Source organism: Streptacidiphilus jeojiense, from assembly GCF_000719095.1.
GTDB classification, from domain to species: Bacteria; Actinomycetota; Actinomycetes; order Streptomycetales; family Streptomycetaceae; genus Streptacidiphilus; species Streptacidiphilus jeojiensis.
The window spans coordinates 44797-62865 of the sequence record NZ_JOEH01000041.1 but is presented as its reverse complement, the minus strand read 5'-3'; the positions used below and the strand labels follow the sequence as shown (position 1 = coordinate 62865).

Genomic DNA, 18069 nt, shown 5'->3' with positions numbered 1-18069 from the left:
TTACAGACTCGTTCTGCAGCAGGCCCCAGAGCGACCACCCCGCCCCGGCCCGCCCCCGCCCCACTGCACCAACCCGCGCCGCAGGCAAACCCTCACCGCCGCACACCCCCCCGCCCGACCACCGGAACCCCCGGAACCCCCGCCCCCGGCGACCTCCGCTGCCCCGGAAACGGCACAGCCGCCTGCGCCGAAGAAGCCACCGCCGCAGCCGCAGGCGCAATACACACCTGCACCCCATGGTCCGCCAGAGCATCGAGCTCCCGCGACGCCTCCTCGGAGATCCCGGCCTGCTCGTCCGTCACCAGACAGGCGATCCCCTCCGTGGCCACCGTCTGGAACATGGTGTCCGACCCGAGCTTCCCGTGGTCCGCCAGCACGACCACCTCCGCCGCGGCAGCGACCAGCGCCCGGTCCACGCTCGCCGACAGCATGTTGGTCGTGGACAGCCCCCGCTCCGCGGTCAACCCGCTGCCCGACACGAAGGCCCGCGAGACCCGCAGCCCCTGCAAGGACTGTTCGGCCCCGCTCCCCACAAGCGCATAGTTGGACCCTCTCAGCGTCCCCCCGGTCATCACCACCTCCACCCTGTTGGCATGGGCCAGCGCCTGGGCAACCAACAGCGAGTTGGTCACCACCGTCAGCCCCGGCACCCGGGCCAACCGTCTGGCCAGTTCCTGGGTCGTGGTCCCGGCGCCCACCACGATCGCGTCGCCCTCGGCGACCATCGTGGCGGCGTAGTCGGCGATAGCCGACTTCTCGGCGGCGGCGAGATGGGTCTTCTGCGGATATCCGGGCTCTCTGGAGAGACCGCCGGGGAGCACCGCGCCCCCGTGCCGACGGTCGAGAAGGCCTTCGGCCTCCAGAGCGCGCACGTCCCGACGGACGGTCACTTCGGAGGTCTGGACGACTCGGGCGAGCTCCCGGAGCGAAACCGCTCCATTGGCGCGCACCATTTCGAGGATCAATTGGCGACGTTCTGCTGCGAACACGAAACAGACGGTAACGTGCATGACCATCTGCATTCAGGCGTTTGCACCTAGTAGTCGAAGTTGTCCACCACAGAACGGCGCACACCCTTACAATGCGCGCCGCCCAGTACCAACCTCACGCCCCCGCCGCCGCCCCGCCCGCCGCCCGCTTCCGGATGTGCAACTGCCGCGCCGCCTCCGCGATCGACCCGGAGACCGACGGATACACCGTGAACGCACTCGCCACCTGCTCCACCGTCAGATTGTTGTCCACCGCCAACGAGATCGGATGGATCAACTCGCTCGCCCGCGGAGCGACAACGACACCGCCCACCACGATCCCGGTCCCCGGCCTGCAGAACAGCTTCACGAAACCGTCCCTGATGCCCTGCATCTTGGCCCTCGGATTCCCCCGCAGCGGCAGCTTCACGCAGACCGCGTCCATCTTCCCGCACTCCACATCCGCCGCGCTGTAGCCGACGGTGGCGATCTCCGGGTCGGTGAAGACATTGGAGGCGACGGTCTTCAGGTTCAGCGGCTGCACCGCATCCCCCAGCGCGTGGTACATCGCGATCCGCCCCTGCATGGCCGCGACCGACGCCAGCATGAACACCCCGGTGACGTCACCCGCCGCGTACACCCCCGGGGCCGACGTCCGGGAGACCCGGTCGACCTTGACCTGCCCGCCCTCGGTCAGCCGGACCCCGGCCTCCTCCAGACCCATGCCCCCCGTGTTGGGGATGGAGCCGACCGCCATCAGACAGTGCGACCCGGTGATCACCCGTCCGTCCGACAGGGTCACCTCCACCTTGTCGCCGACCCGCTGCACCGACTCCGCCCGCGACCGCGACATCACGTTCATCCCGCGCCGCCGGAACACGTCCTCCAGCACCGTCGCGGCGTCCGGGTCCTCCCCCGGCAGCACACGGTCGCGGCTGGAGACCAGCGTCACCCGCGAGCCCAGGGCCTGGTACGCACCCGCGAACTCCGCGCCGGTGACACCCGACCCCACCACGATGAGCTCCTCGGGGAGCTCGTCCAGGTCGTACACCTGGGTCCAGTTCAGGATCCGCTCGCCGTCCGGAACCGCGTCCGGCAGCTCCCGCGGCCGGGTACCGGTCGCTATCAGCACCACATCGGCCCGCAGCTCCCGCGTCCCACCGCCCTCGCCACCCTCGGCGCCCACGCCGCCCTCGGCGAGGTCGACCACGACCCCCCGCGAACCGTCCACGGCCTGTCCCCCCGGCGCCAACCGGCCGAAGCCGCGCAGCAGGGTGACGCCCGCGCGGGTGACGGACTGGGTGATGTCGTGCGACTGCGCGACCGCCAGCCGCTTGACCCGTCGGTTGACCTTCCCGAGGTCAACCCCCACAACCCTCGCCCCCGACGTCGGAGCATCAGCGGCGACCTTGATCCCCAGCTCCTCGTAGGAGCTGTCGAAGCTGGTCATCACCTCAGCCGTCGCGATCAAGGTCTTGGACGGCACACAGTCCGTCAAGACCGCCGCGCCGCCGAGGCCGTCGCGGTCGACGACGGTCACCTCCGCGCCGAGGTCCGCGGCCACCAGCGCCGCCTCGTATCCGCCTGGTCCGCCACCGATGATCACAATCCGAGTCACATACGCCATTGTCCCGCACCTCGACGACTCCGAGACACCGGGCTGGCCCGTACGGGCCGGACCCATCCCTCCCACCTGCCCCACCTCCCGTACGCTGTGACCCATGTCGCTCTACGCCGCGTACGCCAGCAACCTCGACGCACGCCAGATGAGCCGTCGGGCCCCGCACTCGCCGCTCCGCGGCACCGGCTGGCTGGACGGCTGGCGGCTGACCTTCGGCGGGGAGCAGTTCGGCTGGGAGGGCTCGATCGCCACGGTGGTCGAGGACGGGAAGGACCAGGTCTTCGTCGGCCTCTACGACATCGCCCCGGGCGACGAGGCCGGCCTGGACCGCTGGGAGGGCCTGCAGCAGGGCTTCTACCGCAAGATCAAGGTCCGGGTGCACACCCTGGAGGGCGACCTGACCGCCTGGACCTACGTCCTCAACGACTACGAGGGCGGCCTCCCCTCGGCTCGCTACCTCGGCATCATCGCCGACGCCGCCGAATCCGCCGGCGCCCCCCACGACTACGTCATGGACCTGCGCAAGCGCCCCTGCTGACCCGGCCCCTGCTGACCGCAGATCTCCGAACGGCGGCGGGGAGCCGGTCCGCCCCGGTCGCCACTGTCGGGTTCTACAGAGCTTCGCGGGTGCGATGCCTGAAATGTCATCCGATCGTTCTTCTACGCGCGTAGGGCGAACAGATATCCTCTTGACCGTGAACGCATCCACTCAGCCTGTCGCCGCTGCTGCCAACGGCATCCAGCACCCCACCGACCCGTACGCACCCTACGCCGCCGCCAAGGAGGCCGCCGCCGTTCTGCGCGACCTCACCGGAGTGGAGAACCACGACGTAGCGCTGGTCATGGGCTCCGGCTGGGTCCCCGCCGCCGACGCGCTCGGCTCGCCCGACCACGAGTTCCCGATCACCGCACTGCCCGGGTTCGCGCCGCCCGCCGTCGCCGGGCACTCCGGGATGGTCCGCTCGATCAGCATCGGCGGCATCCGCGCCCTGGTGTTCCTCGGCCGCACCCACTTCTACGAGGGCCACGGCGTCGCCGCCGTCGCCCACGGGGTGCGCACCGCCGTCGCCGCCGGCTGCCGCACGGTGATCCTCACCAACGGCTGCGGCGGCCTGCGCGAGGGCATGTCCGCCGGGCAGCCGGTGCTGATCAGCGATCACATCAACCTGACCGCGGCCTCCCCGATCGTCGGCGCCAACTTCATCGACCTCACCGACCTGTACTCGGCGCGGCTGCGCGCCCTGTGCCAGGAGGTCGACCCGAGCCTGGAGGAGGGCGTCTACGTCCAGTTCCCCGGCCCGCACTACGAGACCCCTGCCGAGATCAACATGGTCCGCGCCATCGGCGGCGACCTGGTCGGCATGTCCACCACGCTGGAGGCCATCGCCGCCCGCGAGGCCGGCGCCGAGGTCCTGGGACTCTCGCTGGTCACCAACCTGGCGGCCGGGATCACCGGTGAGCCGCTGAACCACGCCGAGGTGCTGGAGGCCGGCCGCGCCTCGGCCACCCGGATGGGCGCGCTGCTCGCCAAGCTGCTCGAACGGCTCTGATCTGCCGCTCCACCGGGCCCGCATGGCATCCATCACCACCCCGATGGGTGCCATGCTCTTTGCAGGGCCCGCACCGCCGCACCGCCGCTCCGCCGCATCGCCGCACTGCCGCACCGAAAGAGAGTGACCAGGCAATGACGCTGACCCCCGACACCGCCGACCTGCTGGCGCGGGCCCGTACCTGGCTCGCCGAGGACCCCGACCCGGACACCCGCGCCGAGCTCGCCGACCTCCTCGCCTCGGCCGAGGGGCCGGCCGAGGAGCAGCAGTGCGCGGCCTGGTCCGAGCTGGCCGAACGCTTCGCCGGGACGCTCCAGTTCGGCACCGCCGGCCTGCGCGGGGAGATGGGCGCGGGACCGATGCGGATGAACCGGGCCGTGGTGATCCGTGCCGCCGCCGGGCTGGCCGCCTACGTCGGCAAGCGCACCCCGGGCGGCCTGGTGGTGATCGGCTACGACGCCCGGCACAAGTCCCACGACTTCGCCCGGGACACCGCCGCCGTGGTCACCGCCGCCGGCCTGCGCGCCGCGCTGCTGCCGGGCCCGCTGCCCACCCCGGTGCTGGCCTACGCGGTGCGCCAGCTGGACGCTGCGGCCGGGGTCATGGTGACGGCCAGTCACAACCCGCCCCGCGACAACGGCTACAAGGTGTACCTCGGCGGGGAGCTGGAGGGGGCGCAGATCGTGCCGCCGCACGACGCCGGCATCGCTGCCGAGATCGACGCGGTCGCCTCGCTGGCGGACGTCCCGCTGGCCGCCGACGGCTGGGAGGTGCTGACCGCGGACGCGGTCCTGGACCCGTACCTGTCCCGCGCCGCCGGGCTGGTCGTGCCGGGCGGCCCGCGCGACCTGTCCGTCGTCTACACCCCGATGCACGGCGTCGGCCGGGACACCTTCCTGGCCGCGTTCGAACGGGCCGGCTTCCCGGCCCCCGGCATCGTCGCCGCGCAGGCCGACCCGGACCCGGACTTCCCCACCGTCGGCTTCCCCAACCCGGAGGAGCCTGGGGCGATGGACCTCGCCTTCGAGGCGGCCGCGGCGCTCGGCCCCGACATCGTGATCGCCAACGACCCCGACGCCGACCGCCTGGCCGTCGCCGTCCCGGACGCCGGCACCGCCTCGGGCTGGCGGATGCTGCGCGGCGACGAGGTGGGGGCGCTGCTGGCCGCCCACATTGTCAACAAGCCCGCCGTCAACAAGCCCGCCGTCGACAAGCCCGCCGCCGACAGGGCCACCGCCGACCCCGCCGCGGGTACCTTCGCCACCACCATCGTGTCCTCCTCACTCCTGTCCCGGATCGCCGCGGCAGCGGGGATCGGCTACGCCGAGACCCTCACCGGCTTCAAGTGGATCTCCCGGGCCCCCGGCCTGCGCTACGGCTACGAGGAGGCGCTGGGCTACTGCGTCGACCCGGACGCGGTCCGCGACAAGGACGGCATCAGCGCCGCGCTGCTGCTGGCCGAACTCGCCGCCGGCCTGAAGGCGGCCGGCCGCACCCTCGGCGACCTGCTCGACGAGCTGGCCCTCGGCCACGGCCTGCACGCCACCGACCAACTCGCGGTCCGGGTGGCCGACCTGCGCCTGATCGCCGACGCCATGGCCAGGCTGCGCGAGCAGCCGCCGACGGCCCTGGCCGGGCTGCGGGTCGACTCGGCCGACGACCTGGAGCAGGGCAGCGCCGACCTGCCGCCGACCGACGGGCTGCGCTACCGACTCAGCGGCGCGGGGGTGGACTCGGCCCGGGTCGTGGTCCGTCCCTCCGGGACGGAGCCCAAGCTCAAGTGCTACCTGGAGGTCGTCGTCCCGGTCGGCTCGGCGGACGCGCTGGCCGGGGCCCGGACCACGGCCGCCGGGCTGCTGGCCGCGCTCAAGCGCGACCTCTCAGCGGCAGCGGGCATCTGACGCGTTGTCGGCGACCCCCCTTAGGGTGGTCGGCATGGAGACGACGGAGCACCAGCAGCCAGCCAGCAGCCCACCCCCCGGCGCGGACCGTCTGATCACGGTTCCCGGCGTGCGCAACCTCCGCGACGCCGGGGGCTTCGGCACGGCCGACGGCGGCCGGATACGCCTCGGCCTGCTCTACCGCTCCGCCTCGCTCTGCGAGCTGAGCCCGGACGGGGCGGGCCGGTTGGCCGGCCTGGGGCTGCGCACCGTCGTGGACCTGCGCAGCGCGGAGGAGTTGGTGCACTGGCCGAACCAGCGCCACGGGCTGGACTTCGAGCTGGTCTCGCTGCCGACGCTGCCGCCGCTGGAGGGCTCCTCGGCCAACCCGGAGACGGCGGCGGACGTCAGCGAGCAGCACCGGCAGCAGGGGGATCCGCAGGACGACGGGCTGGCCGGCATGTACTCCTACATGGCCGAGACGGCGGGCCCGCCGATCGTCGCCTGCATACGCCGGCTGACGGCGCCCGGCGCGCTGCCGGCCCTGGTCCACTGCGCGGTCGGCAAGGACCGCACCGGGGTGACCATCGCCGTCATCCTCTCCGCGCTGGGCGTCGACGACGCCGACATCAGCGCGGACTTCGCCCTCTCCAACGCGGGCCTGGGGCTGCTGAACGGCCCGGTCCACTACATCGACGAGCACGGGGTCGAGCGGCCGTCGCGGCCGGTCCGCGCGGAGCTGCTCACCATGTTCCTGCGCAGGGTGCATGCGCGGCACGGGACGACGGCGGGGTTCCTGCACTATCACGGGCTGCGGCGGGAGGAACTCGCCCGACTGCGGGACCTGCTGGTCGAGGAGGCGTGACCACCCCGGTACAGGGCCACCGTTCGCGCAGTTCCCCGCGCCCCTATAGGGGCGCGGGGAACTGCGCAGAACCTCAGCCCGCCGCGAGCAGCACGATCAGTGCGACCGCACCCGCCACCGCCGGCGCGGCGATCCACCACGTCCAAGCGACAGCGACCGTGCCGTCCGCACCGGCCCGGTTCTCCTCCACCGCCCTGGAGCGCAGCTCAAGCAGTTCCGTGACGACCCGGTCCGCCCAGGCGACCGCCGGCCCCGCACTGTCCGACGAGCCGTAGGGGGCCGGCGCCGAGGAACGGGAGAAGGCCGAGCGCAGTCCCGGCCCCCCGACCGGGAAACGGGAGTCCTGGCCGCGCCGGGAGCTGATCACCGACGCGTCGCCCTTGGAGATCATCGACCTGCGGTTGGCCCGCTTGCGCTGCCGCAGCGACACCGGCACCGCCCAGACCTGGTACTTCCTCCCGGCCGCCCGGAGCTCCACCGACAGTGCCGCCTGCAGTGACTCGACCTGCTGCCAGGGCGCCGTCACGGTGCGGAACGGGTTGCGGACCACCAGCCGGTCCTCGTTGGCCCGGACCACGGGCCACAGCGTGAAGGCGCTCACCAGCGGGACCACCAGGACCAGCGTGGCCAACGCCAGCCAGGGGGTCTTCCCGTGCCCCCTGACCAGGGCGTCGATGCACAGCCACAGCGCCAGCGCGAGCAGCAGCACGCCGGCGGCCACGCCCGACCTGGAGCGGTAGCTTCGGTCGGCGTAGGCGGGACCGGTGGAGGGGGTCGGTACTGCCTTGGCATCCTGGCCGGGGGTCTCCTGGCCAGGCACGTCAGGGCCCTGGGAGTCGCTCATGGTGAACGATTCTGCCTCAGCCCGGCGCCGCGATCCCCCGTGGTCGAATTGCGATATGGCATCAGGGTTCGTCCCACCGGATCGGCTCCATGTCACACCGACCCGGTACTGACGAAACGCTACGCGTGTAGATATGCTCCTCTGGTGAGCATGCCCACCTCTTCCCCGCCCCCCGCAGCCGTCGAGGACGCCGCCGCTGCCGACGGCGCCCGCGAAAGCCTCGCCGAGGTCGCCTCCACGGAGGCGACCCTGCGCCGCTTCCTGCACGGGCTGCCCGGTATCGACGCCGTCGGCCTCCAGGCGCGAGCCGCCTCGCTCGGCACCCGGTCCATCAAGACCACCGCCAAGGCGTACGCCATCGACCTGGCCATCTCCATGATCGACCTGACCACGCTGGAGGGTGCGGACACCCCCGGCAAGGTGCGGTCGCTCTGCGCCAAGGCGATGCGCCCCGACCCGAGCGACCCGTCGACGCCGCGGGTCGCCGCCGTCTGCGTCTACCCCGACATGGTGCCCTTCGCCCGCGCCGCCGTCGCCGGCAGCGGGGTGCAGGTCGCCTCGGTCGCCACCGCGTTCCCGTCCGGCCGCGCCGGGCTGGCGGTGAAGCTCGCCGACACCGCCGAGGCCGTGGCCGCCGGCGCCGACGAGATCGACATGGTGATCGACCGCGGCGCCTTCCTCTCCGGCCGCTACCTGGAGGTCTTCGAGACCATCCGGGCGGTCAAGAGAGCCTGCCTGCGCGCCGACAGCACCGCCGCGCACCTCAAGGTGATCTTTGAGACCGGCGAGCTGCAGACCTACGACAACATCCGCCGCGCCTCCTGGCTGGCGATGATCGCCGGTGCCGACTTCATCAAGACCTCCACCGGCAAGGTCGCCGTCAACGCGACCCCGGCCAACACCCTGGTGCTGATGGAGGCGGTCCGCGACTTCCGCGCCGCGACCGGCGTCCAGGTGGGCGTGAAGCCCGCCGGGGGCATCCGCACCACCAAGGACGCCATGAAGTACCTGGTGACCGTGAACGAGGTGCTGGGCGACGACTGGCTGTCCCCGGACTGGTTCCGCTTCGGCGCCTCCAGCCTGCTCAACGATCTGCTGATGCAGCGTCAGAAGCTGACCACCGGCCGGTACTCCGGTCCCGACTATGTGACGGTGGACTAGCCGTGGCCAAGAAGAAGCCCGACACCCCGACCGCGACGCCCACGCCGACCGCGACGCCCGCCCCGACCGCGACGCCCACGCCGACCGCACAGGCGGCACCGTCCGCCGCACCCGGCCGCAAGCTGTTCGAGTACGCCCCCGCCCCCGAGTCCCGGGCCGCCGCCGGCGACATCGCCAGCTCCTACGGCCACTACATCGGCGGCGAGTTCGTCGAGAGCAGCGGCAAGGAGGCGCTGAAGACGGTGGACCCGTCCACCGAGCAGGTCCTCGCCGAGTTCGCGCAGGGCACCGAGGAGGACGTCGAGCGCGCGGTCAAGGCCGCCCGGGACGCCTTCGGCCCCTGGTCGGCGCTGCCCGGCGCCGAACGCGGCAAGTACCTCTTCCGGATCGCCCGGATCATCCAGGAGCGCAGCCGCGAGCTGGCCGTGCTGGAGTCGATCGACAACGGCAAGCCGATCCGGGAGACCCGCGACGTCGACCTGCCGCTGGTCGCCGCGCACTTCTTCTACTACGCCGGCTGGGCCGACAAGCTGGAGTTCGCCGGCTACGGGTCCAACCCGCGTCCGCTGGGCGTGGCCGCGCAGGTGATCCCCTGGAACTTCCCGCTGCTGATGCTCGCGTGGAAGATCGCCCCGGCGCTGGCCACCGGCAACACCGTGGTGCTCAAGCCCGCCGAGACCACCCCGCTGACCGCGCTGCGCTTCGCCGAGATCTGCCGCCAGGCCGGTCTGCCCAAGGGCGTCGTCAACATCGTCACCGGCGACGGCCGCACCGGCGCCGCGCTGACCGCGCACCCTGGCGTCGACAAGGTCGCCTTCACCGGCTCCACCGGCGTCGGCCGGGCCATCGCCCGCACCCTGGCCGGCACCCGCACCAAGCTGTCGCTGGAGCTGGGCGGCAAGGCCGCCAACATCGTCTTCGACGACGCCCCGGTCGACCAGGCCGTCGAGGGCATCGTCGACGGCATCTTCTTCAACCAGGGCCACGTCTGCTGCGCCGGCTCCCGGCTGCTGGTGCAGGAGTCGGTGCACGACGAGGTCCTGGACGCGCTCAAGCGCCGGATGGCCACGCTGCGGGTCGGCGACCCGCTGGACAAGAACACCGACATCGGCGCCATCAACTCCGCCGCCCAGCTGGCCCGGATCCGCGAACTGACCGACGCCGGCGAGGCCGAGGGCGCCGAGCGCTGGTCCCCCGCCTGCGAACTGCCCTCCTCGGGCTACTGGTTCGCCCCGACGGTGTTCACCAACGTCAGCGCCACCCACCGGGTGGCCCGCGAGGAGATCTTCGGCCCGGTGCTGTCGGTGCTGACCTTCCGCACTCCGGAGGAGGCCGTCGCCAAGGCCAACAACACCCCGTACGGGCTCTCGGCCGGCATCTGGACCGAGAAGGGCTCGCGCATCCTCTGGATGGCGTCCAAGCTCCGGGCCGGCGTGGTGTGGTCCAACACCTTCAACAAGTTCGACCCGACCTCGCCCTTCGGCGGCTACAAGGAGTCGGGCTACGGCCGCGAGGGCGGTCGCCACGGCCTGGAGGCCTACCTCGATGTCTGAGACCACCACCCCCCGCCTTGATGTCCACAAGACCTACAAGCTCTTCGTCGGGGGCGCCTTCCCCCGCTCCGAGAGCGGACGGGTGTACGAGGTGACTGACCTCAAGACCGGCGACTGGATCGCCAACGTCCCGCTGGGCACCCGCAAGGACACCCGTGACGCGGTCGGCGCCGCCCGCAAGGCCGTCGGCGGCTGGTCCGGCGCGACCGCCTACAACCGCGGACAGATCCTCTACCGCGCCGCGGAGATGCTGCAGGGCCGCCGCGAGCAGTTCGCCGCCGAGGTGGCGGCGAGCGAGGGCATCAGCGCCCGCAAGGCGGCCGCCCTGGTGGAGGCGGCCGTCGACCGCTGGGTCTGGTACGCGGGCTGGACCGACAAGGTCGCCCAGATCGCAGGCTCGGCCAACCCGGTCGCCGGTCCCTACTTCAACCTCAGCACCCCGGAGCCCACCGGCGTCGTCGGCGTGGTCGCCCCGACCCGGGGGAACGGCTACTCGCTGCTCGGCCTGGTCTCGGTGATCGCCCCGGTGATCGCCACCGGCAACACCGCGGTCGTCGCGCTGGCCCCGGAGGCGCCGCTGCCCGGCCTGTCCCTGGGCGAGGTGCTGGCCACCTCGGACCTCCCCGGCGGGGTGGTCAACCTGATCTCCGGACGCACCGAGGACATCGCCCCGACCCTGGCCTCCCACCAGGACGTCAACGCACTGGACCTGACCGGTGTGAACTCGCCGGACGGCCCCGGCTCGGCGCGCGCTCTGGAAACGCTCGCAGCGGATACCCTTAAACGTGTACGGCGCCCGGACGTCAACGACGACTGGACCGCCGCACAGGGCACCGATCGTCTGCTGGCCTTCCTGGAGACCAAGACGGTCTGGCACCCGATGGGAATCTGACCCCCGGGTCAGCTACTCCCCCGCAGACCGGGCGGCCCGCCCCACCCCCCCTGGGCCGGTCGTCCGTTGAGAACGGGCACGCGCTCCTCCCCCCCGAGTGCGTGCCCGTTCGCTTTCCCGATGCCCGTGGTTCCACCCGAGGCAGCCCATGCGTCAGACTGGTACCTCGTGAGCAGCGAAGAAGCGAACAGCCCGATCCGGTCCCGAGTCGTGCTGCTGTGCGGGCCGTCGGGGTCGGGTAAGTCGACCCTCGCGGAGCGGGCCGGACTGCCGGTCCTGCAACTCGACGACTTCTACAAGGACGGCGACGACCCGAGCATCCCGCCGCTCGCGGACGGCCAGGGGCCGGACTGGGACGACCCGGGCTCATGGCACGCGGACGACGCGATGGCTGCGATCCGGGCGCTGTGCGGGGACGGCCGGGCCGAGCTCCCGGTGTACTCGATCCCGGACAACGGCCGGATCGGCACCCACACCCTGGTCCTGGACGGTGCCGCGGCGTTCATCGCGGAGGGGATCTTCGCCGCCGAGATCGTGCGGCGCTGCGAGGCCGAGGGGCTGCTCGGCGATGCGATCTGCCTGCGGAACCGGCCGGTGACCACGGCGTGGCGCAGGTTCCGTCGGGATGTGCGGGAGCGGCGGAAGTCGGTGCCGTATCTGTTGCACCGGGGGTGGCGGCTGATGCGGGCCGAGCGCGGGATCGTCTCCCGACAGGTCGCCCAGGGCGCGGACGCCTGCGGCGGGGCGGCGGCGCTGGCGCGGATCGCTGCGCTGGGCGGAGCGGTTCCGGTCCTTGAGGGGGCCGGTCGGTAGGTCGCGTTTCGGGTGCGGGTTGTGCGTGGTTGGCCGCGCAGTTCCCCGCGCCCCTGAGGGGCTGCAACTGGCCCGCTTGCAACCAGCTAGGGGCGCGGGGAACTGCGCGACAAGCCACCTACGGTCCGCACCAAGAGATCCCGCAGAAATGCGAACGCGCGGAACGGGCCCGGTCCGCCTCCCCCGAGGCCGGCCGTGCCCGTTCCGTTCTGTGCACCGCGGACCCTCCGGCTCCCCCGAGCCGGGCCCCCAACCCGCGGCCTTTCCCCCTCCCCCACGGCTGCCCCGGGCGTGCTGGTCTCGTGATCCCCCCGGATCACGGGACCCCCCGCGGCCGTACATCCCCCGGCGTACCCGCCCTCGTTCAGGCGACGAGTTCGCCGAAAGCTCCACCCAGGTCGCCGTCGCGCGACGCCAGGATCTCGTCCTCACGCAGCCGGCGCAGGGCGCGCCAGATGCTGCTCTTCACCGTTCCGACGCTGATGTTCAGCACATCGGCGATCTCGGGATCGGTGCGGCCCTCGTAGTAGCGGAGCACCAGCATGGTGCGCTGGTTCTCCGGCAGCTTGGCCAGCGCCTGCCACAGCACGGCCCGCAGTTCGGTGCCGCCCATGGCGTCGGTGTCGCCGACCGTCTCCGGCATCTCCTCGGTCGGGTACTCGTTGACCTTGCGGCGGCGCCAGGCCGAGATGTGCAGGTTGGTCATGGTGCGGCGCATGTACCCGCCGACCGCGGCCTTGTCGGTGATCCGGTCCCAGGCCCGGTAGGTGCTGAAGAGCGCGCTCTGCAGCAGGTCCTCGGCGGCGTAGCGGTCACCGGTGAGGTGGTAGGCGGTGGCGTACAGCGAGGCGCGGCGCTCGCGGACGTAGGCCGAGAACTCCTCCTCGTTGCTGAGCCGGTGCTCCTCGGTCCCGAAGGCCGGCGCGGTGGCCGGTGCGGCGACCGGCAGAACGGCGGGCTCCCCCGAACCGCTCGTCTGCCGGCCGCCTCCCCCGGCACCCCCCGTACCCCCCGGGAGCTCGCGGACGGTGGTCCCCCGAACCACGCCGCGAAGTGTGAGCGTCATGGTCGTCGAGCCCGAGGCGGCCGCGTCACAGGACGGCGAGTGCGTCCCCTGGCGGGCGGTGCTGTGGACCGACGCCCGGTGCACCGGGCGCGCAGCGCGAAGTGCCGCGGCGCTCCGTACTTCGGTGACTGCGTTCATGCTGCGCTCCCTGGTGGATGGTGGTGCGGTCTGTCGAGGTCCCCCGACTCCCTGACATGGAATAGCTTGCCCGGGGGTCGTCATGGCCGTGTCCGTCGACTGTCACAGGGCTGTCACAAGCCCCGGGGCTTGGTCACGGACCCTCCGGGGGTCGATCGATCGGCCGTTGATGGGCCAGAATGGCCCGCGTGTCTCATCTGCTGCTCATCGAGGACGACCCCGCCATCCGCACCGGTCTCGAACTCGCGCTGACCAGGCAGGGCCATCAGGTATCGGCCGCTGCCTCGGGCGAGGACGGCCTGAAGCTCTTCAAGGAGAGCCGCCCCGACCTGATCGTCCTGGACGTGATGCTCCCCGGGATCGACGGCTTCGAGGTCTGCCGCCGGATCCGGCGCACCGACCAGCTGCCGATCATCCTGCTGACCGCGCGCAGCGACGACATCGACGTGGTGGTGGGCCTGGAGTCGGGCGCCGACGACTACGTGGTCAAGCCGGTGCAGCCGCGGGTGCTGGACGCCCGGATCAGGGCGGTGCTGCGCCGCGGCGAGCGGGAGAGCTCGGACTCGTCGACCTACGGTGACGTGGTGATCGACCGCAGTGCGATGACCGTCACCAAGGCCGGCGTCGACCTGCAGCTGACCCCCACCGAGCTGCGGCTGCTGCTGGAGCTCAGCCAGCGCCCGGGCCAGGCGCTGTCCCGGCAGCAACTGCTGCGGCTGGTCTGGGAGCACGACTACCTGGGCGACTCGCGGCTGGTGGACGCCTGCGTGCAGCGGCTGCGGGCGAAGGTGGAGGACGTGCCGTCCGAGCCGACGCTGATCCGCACGGTGCGCGGGGTGGGCTACCGGCTGGATCCGCCGCAGTAGGCTGCGCGGAGACCGAGATCCATCGGACCCCACCAGCAACCCGGCATCGAAGGCGACGTGACCGACCACCCCAAAGCCCCGGCGGTGTCCTGGCCGGCCAGCCGGCTGCGGCTGCCCTCGCTGGCCCGGCGCCTGCGGCTGACGTCGCTGCGGATACGGCTGATCGCCGTGTTCGCCCTGGTGGCGCTGGCCGCCGCGGTCTCCGCCTCCGGTATCGCGTACTGGCTGAACCGCGACGCGGTGCTGAAGCGCACCCAGGACTCGGCGCTCGCCGACTTCCGCAGCCAGCTCAGCCGGGACATCACCGACCTGCCGCTGCAGCCCAGCTGCGACCAGCTGCGCCAGGTCGCGGCGCTGATCGCGCACTCCGGGCTGAACTACGCCGTGGTCCTGGTGCAGCCGGACTGCGTCGCGACCTCCAACCCGGCGTTCCCCGCCTCGCTGGTGCCCACGGCGCTGCAGCACTCGGTGACCACGCCCTGCGTGCACTGCACCGCCGCCCCGCACCAGTACCACCTGTTCTGGCAGCGGCAGACGCTGAACGGCACCCCGTTCCTGATCGGCGGCACCCAGGTGCTGCCCACCGGGCCGACCGCGTACATGTTCAAGTCGCTGGAGGACGAGCGCAAGGACATGGACTCGCTGGCCTGGTCGCTGGGCATCGCCACGCTGCTGGCGCTGGTCGGCTCGGCGCTGCTGGCGCAGGCCGCGGCCTCGACGGTGCTCCGCCCGGTGGCCCGACTCGGCGAGGCGGCACGGCAGTTGGGCGCGGGACGGCTGGACACCCGGCTGGAGGTGCGCGGAGCGGCGGAGCTCGCCGACCTGTCGCAGACCTTCAACCAGACCGCCGAGTCGCTGCAGGCCCAGGTCGAGGAGCTGAGCACGCGCGAGCACGCCAGCCGCCGCTTCGTCGCCGACATGTCGCACGAGCTGCGCACCCCGCTGACCGCGATGACGGCGGTGACCGACATCCTGGAGGACGAGGCCGACACCCTCGACCCGATGATCGCCCCGGCGGTCCGGCTGGTCGTCAGCGAGACCCGCAGGCTCACCGAGCTGGTGGAGAACCTGATGGAGGTCACCCGCTTCGACGCCGGCACCGCCAAGGTCGTCCTGGACGAGATCGACATCTCCGACCTGCTGACCTCCTGCATCGACACCCGAGCCTGGCTGGACGCGGTGGACGTGGACGCGCCGCGCGGCATCGTGGCCCGGGTGGACCCGCGCCGGGTGGACGTGATCCTGGCGAACCTGATCGGCAACGCGCTGAAGCACGGCGGCTCCCCGGTCCGGGTGCAGGTCCGGGCCGAGGGCCCGGACCTGGTGGTACGGGTCGCCGACGGCGGGCCCGGCATCCCCGAGGACGTGCTGCCGCACGTCTTCGACCGCTTCTTCAAGGCGGACGCCGCCAGGCGCCGCTCGGAGGGCAGCGGCCTGGGGCTGTCCATCGCGGCGGAGAACGCCCGGATCCACGGGGGCACGATCACCGCGGCCAACGGCGACTCCGTCGACGGCGGGCCCGGAGGCGCCGTCTTCACGCTGCGGCTGCCGATGACACCGGCGGTCGAGGCGGGGCACCCGCTGGCGGCGGACGGCGGCCCGAAGTCGGGGACGGCGCCGCAGCCGGGAACAGGCGCCGAACCGGGAGCGGGGAAGGGCGAGAGCACATGAGGCAGCACCACACCCTGGTCCGCGGAGTGCCGCCGACCCCTCCGGCCGGGACTCCCGGGCCCGCGCGTCCGACCGGTCCGGCCCGGCGGAGCCCTCGGCTCGCCGCGGTCACCACGGTCGCCGCGTTCGCCGCCGTCCTGGCCGTGGCGCTCAGCGGCTGCGGGATCCGCGACACCGCCGTCCCCGTCGACGCGGGTGACCCGGCGTCACGCACCGCCTGCCCGCCCGGACCCAGCGCCAGCCTGACCGCGCTGGAGCGGGACGCCAGCCTGATCCCCACCTCCGCGCCGACCAGGCTCTGGCCGCCGATGACCAAGGAGGAGCAGGCGAGCGCCGCCGCCGCGGCGGCGAAGTCCGCGGCCGAGGCCGCGGCTGCGGCGCAGGCGACCGCCTCGCCCTCGCTGACCCCGTCGGCCGTCGCCAGTCCCCCCGCACCCACGGCCACCACCTCCGACGGCACCCTGGCCTGCCTGCACCCCAGCGCCTCGGGCTGACCCGACCCCGGCCTCACCCTTTCGTGGGAACGATGGAACCGGGACCACACGGACGCGCGTCCTCCGGGGCGTGCAGCAAGGAGAGACCGGCGTGCGAACCGGTATCGACCAGCGGTCCCCGATGACGGAGGGCGCCCTCGGTGACCCGTCGGCGGTGCACCGCAACGCACGGCGTCTCGGCCTGCTGCTGCTCGCGGTCCATCTCGGCCTGGTGCTGTGGTCCGCGTTCCAGCCGGTGTCGGCGGCCTGGATGGCCGACAGCAATCTGACGCCGTTCGCGACCGTGCGCTCCGAACTGAGCGCCGGCACCGAGCACGCCTATCTGGAACTGCTGCGCGGCCTGCTGCTGCTGGCGCCGCTGGGCATCCTGCTGCCGCTCGCCGGCGGTCGGCTGTACGCGTCCACGCTGTCGTCGTTCCTGCGCACCGTCTTCGCCACGGTCCTCATCGCGACCGGGCTGGAGCTGCTGATGTCCACCCTGACCAGCCATCTGCTGGACGTGGACGATGTGCTGCTGGCAGCGGTCGGGGTCGCGGTCACCCATCTCGCCTTCGTACCGGCCGGACGGGCCGCGCTGCGCCGCCGGGAGCGGCACCACGACGGGGGCAACGGCCCCAGGGCCACCCCCAGCGGCTTCGAGATCGCCCACCTGACGCCCTGACCTGCGATTGTTTCCGCCCTGCCGGTGGACCGGCTCGGGGTCGGACCCGGAGAGCACCCCGAGACCGGGCTCATCCCGGAGCGGGGTGGGGTCGGGGCCGGAATCGTCGAAGCGGCTGAGGATTCCGGCTCCCCGGAGCGGGAGGCTGGTAGCAGAGAACGACGGAGCCCCGGAGCGGGGCACCGAGCACCGGCCCACGGAGACACCTCATGAGCGCCACCGCCACCACCCTGTCCCGCCCCCGCCACAACCGCCTGATCGCCGGTGTCTGCGCCGGGATCGCCGAGCGTTTCGGGCTCACCCCCTGGACCGTGCGGGTGCTGTTCCTGCTGTCCTGCCTGCTGCCCGGGCCGCAGTTCCTGGTCTACCTGGCGCTCTGGCTGCTGCTCCCGCAGTCCGCCTGACCGCCGCGCGCGGCGGCGTCAGATGATGCTCCGTCAGCCGACAGCAGCACCGAGGGCCGGGCCCGACCACCGCGAGGGTGGCGGGACCCGGCCCTTTCCGTACGTCCTTGCGGCTGCGGATCAGCCCAGCGGGGTGTGCACCGGCAGCGCCGAGGTCGCCTGGCCCAGGCCCGACTGCACCGAGCCGGTCGCCTGGCCGACGCCGGGAAGGCTGGTGAGGCTGCCGGCCACCGGCAGGTCCGGGGTGGCGACCGGAAGGCCGTCGCGGGTCTGCGGGGCGGCCGAGCGCACGCTCGGGAGCGTCGCGTTCTGGGTGGCGTTCTGGACCGAGGGGGCAGCGCTGTTGACCAGGCCCTGCGCCGTCCCGGTCACCGCGTGCACGCTGCCGGTCTGCGAGGTGAGCACCTGCTGCCCGTCCGAGACCGGTCCGGCGGCCAGCCCCTGCAGCGGTACGTTGCCGGCACCGGAGGGCAGGCCTCCGAGCGCGCCGAGTCCGTCCGCAGCAGCCGGGGTGACGGCAGCAGCGGCCAGCGCGGCACCGAGCACTGCGGTTCCGGCGGCCTGGAGCATTGCCTTCTTCATGAGCTGATTCCTCGTGTCCTCGGGTGGGGACGGCGGCGAA

18 protein-coding genes are annotated in these 18069 nt (G+C 72.6%); 13 read left to right on the top strand and 5 right to left on the bottom strand.

What is annotated here, in order from left to right:
• Positions 1–92: 92 nt before the first annotated feature.
• Together IF29_RS0137530 and IF29_RS0137525 are read right to left on the bottom strand one after the other, a co-directional pair.
• The gene (locus IF29_RS0137530; protein ID WP_084715457.1) at positions 93–1016 is read right to left on the bottom strand and encodes a DeoR/GlpR family DNA-binding transcription regulator; all 924 of its coding nucleotides are present in this window, start codon (positions 1014–1016) and stop codon (positions 93–95) included.
• Between the two features lie 88 nt (positions 1017–1104).
• Positions 1105–2595: an NAD(P)H-quinone dehydrogenase gene (locus IF29_RS0137525; protein WP_030265519.1), complete on the bottom strand. Its 1491-nt coding sequence runs from the start codon at positions 2593–2595 to the stop codon at positions 1105–1107.
• 94 nt (positions 2596–2689) lie between these two features.
• Here IF29_RS0137525 and IF29_RS0137520 point away from each other — a divergent pair, with 94 nt between their 5' ends.
• From IF29_RS0137520 to IF29_RS0137505, 4 genes are all read left to right on the top strand, one after another.
• Positions 2690–3127 carry a gamma-glutamylcyclotransferase family protein gene (locus IF29_RS0137520; RefSeq protein ID WP_030265516.1) on the top strand — a complete coding sequence of 146 codons (438 nt, stop codon included), beginning with the start codon at positions 2690–2692 and terminating at the stop codon, positions 3125–3127.
• A gap of 199 nt (positions 3128–3326) precedes the next feature.
• Positions 3327–4139 carry a purine-nucleoside phosphorylase gene (locus IF29_RS0137515; protein WP_030265513.1) on the top strand — a complete coding sequence of 271 codons (813 nt, stop codon included), beginning with the start codon at positions 3327–3329 and terminating at the stop codon, positions 4137–4139.
• A gap of 134 nt (positions 4140–4273) precedes the next feature.
• A complete protein-coding gene (locus IF29_RS0137510; protein ID WP_030265509.1) occupies positions 4274–6040 on the top strand; it encodes a phospho-sugar mutase in 1767 nt (588 codons plus the stop codon).
• A 34-nt stretch (positions 6041–6074) separates the two neighbouring features.
• On the top strand, positions 6075–6884 hold the full coding sequence (locus tag IF29_RS0137505; RefSeq protein WP_051726544.1) for a tyrosine-protein phosphatase: 810 nt from the start codon (positions 6075–6077) through the stop codon (positions 6882–6884).
• 73 nt (positions 6885–6957) lie between these two features.
• Here the strand turns inward: IF29_RS0137505 and IF29_RS0137500 are convergent, their stop codons facing one another.
• Entirely contained in the window at positions 6958–7728 is a 771-nt protein-coding gene (locus IF29_RS0137500) for a PH domain-containing protein (RefSeq protein WP_084715452.1), read from the bottom strand.
• A 150-nt stretch (positions 7729–7878) separates the two neighbouring features.
• Here IF29_RS0137500 and deoC point away from each other — a divergent pair, with 150 nt between their 5' ends.
• The 4 genes from deoC to IF29_RS0137480 all read left to right on the top strand — a co-directional run bounded on the left by deoC (position 7879) and on the right by IF29_RS0137480 (position 12147).
• Complete coding sequence (gene deoC, locus IF29_RS0137495) at positions 7879–8889, top strand: deoxyribose-phosphate aldolase (protein WP_030265502.1); 1011 nt, start codon at positions 7879–7881, stop codon at positions 8887–8889.
• 122 nt (positions 8890–9011) lie between these two features.
• Positions 9012–10442: an aldehyde dehydrogenase family protein gene (locus tag IF29_RS0137490; protein ID WP_030265499.1), complete on the top strand. Its 1431-nt coding sequence runs from the start codon at positions 9012–9014 to the stop codon at positions 10440–10442.
• The gene (locus IF29_RS0137485; protein ID WP_030265497.1) at positions 10435–11334 is read left to right on the top strand and encodes an aldehyde dehydrogenase family protein; all 900 of its coding nucleotides are present in this window, start codon (positions 10435–10437) and stop codon (positions 11332–11334) included. The genes IF29_RS0137490 and IF29_RS0137485 overlap by 8 nt, the downstream gene beginning before the upstream one ends.
• A 120-nt stretch (positions 11335–11454) precedes the next feature.
• The gene (locus IF29_RS0137480; RefSeq protein WP_380523396.1) at positions 11455–12147 is read left to right on the top strand and encodes an ATP-binding protein; all 693 of its coding nucleotides are present in this window, start codon (positions 11455–11457) and stop codon (positions 12145–12147) included.
• Between the two features lie 364 nt (positions 12148–12511).
• Here IF29_RS0137480 and IF29_RS42810 read toward each other — a convergent pair whose 3' ends face one another.
• Positions 12512–13351 (bottom strand): SigE family RNA polymerase sigma factor, encoded by an 840-nt coding sequence (locus IF29_RS42810; protein WP_380523398.1) that lies wholly within the window; start codon positions 13349–13351, stop codon positions 12512–12514.
• A gap of 188 nt (positions 13352–13539) precedes the next feature.
• Between IF29_RS42810 and IF29_RS0137470 the strand changes: the two genes are divergently transcribed.
• The 5 genes from IF29_RS0137470 (at position 13540) to IF29_RS0137450 (ending at position 17447) form a co-directional block, all read left to right on the top strand.
• Positions 13540–14217, top strand: a complete 678-nt coding sequence (locus IF29_RS0137470; RefSeq protein WP_157624131.1) for a response regulator transcription factor — start codon at positions 13540–13542, stop codon at positions 14215–14217.
• Positions 14218–14301: 84 nt separating this feature from the next.
• Positions 14302–15888 carry an ATP-binding protein gene (locus IF29_RS0137465; RefSeq protein ID WP_232242794.1) on the top strand — a complete coding sequence of 529 codons (1587 nt, stop codon included), beginning with the start codon at positions 14302–14304 and terminating at the stop codon, positions 15886–15888.
• The gene (locus IF29_RS0137460) at positions 15885–16382 is read left to right on the top strand and encodes a hypothetical protein (RefSeq protein ID WP_030265483.1); all 498 of its coding nucleotides are present in this window, start codon (positions 15885–15887) and stop codon (positions 16380–16382) included. Before IF29_RS0137465 ends, IF29_RS0137460 begins: the two co-directional genes overlap by 4 nt.
• A 91-nt stretch (positions 16383–16473) precedes the next feature.
• Complete coding sequence (locus tag IF29_RS0137455) at positions 16474–17043, top strand: VanZ family protein (protein ID WP_051726542.1); 570 nt, start codon at positions 16474–16476, stop codon at positions 17041–17043.
• Positions 17044–17252: 209 nt separating this feature from the next.
• Entirely contained in the window at positions 17253–17447 is a 195-nt protein-coding gene (locus IF29_RS0137450) for a PspC domain-containing protein (RefSeq protein ID WP_030265478.1), read from the top strand.
• 120 nt (positions 17448–17567) lie between these two features.
• Here the strand turns inward: IF29_RS0137450 and IF29_RS0137445 are convergent, their stop codons facing one another.
• On the bottom strand, positions 17568–18029 hold the full coding sequence (locus tag IF29_RS0137445) for a hypothetical protein (RefSeq protein WP_030265475.1): 462 nt from the start codon (positions 18027–18029) through the stop codon (positions 17568–17570).
• Positions 18030–18069: the final 40 nt, after the last annotated feature.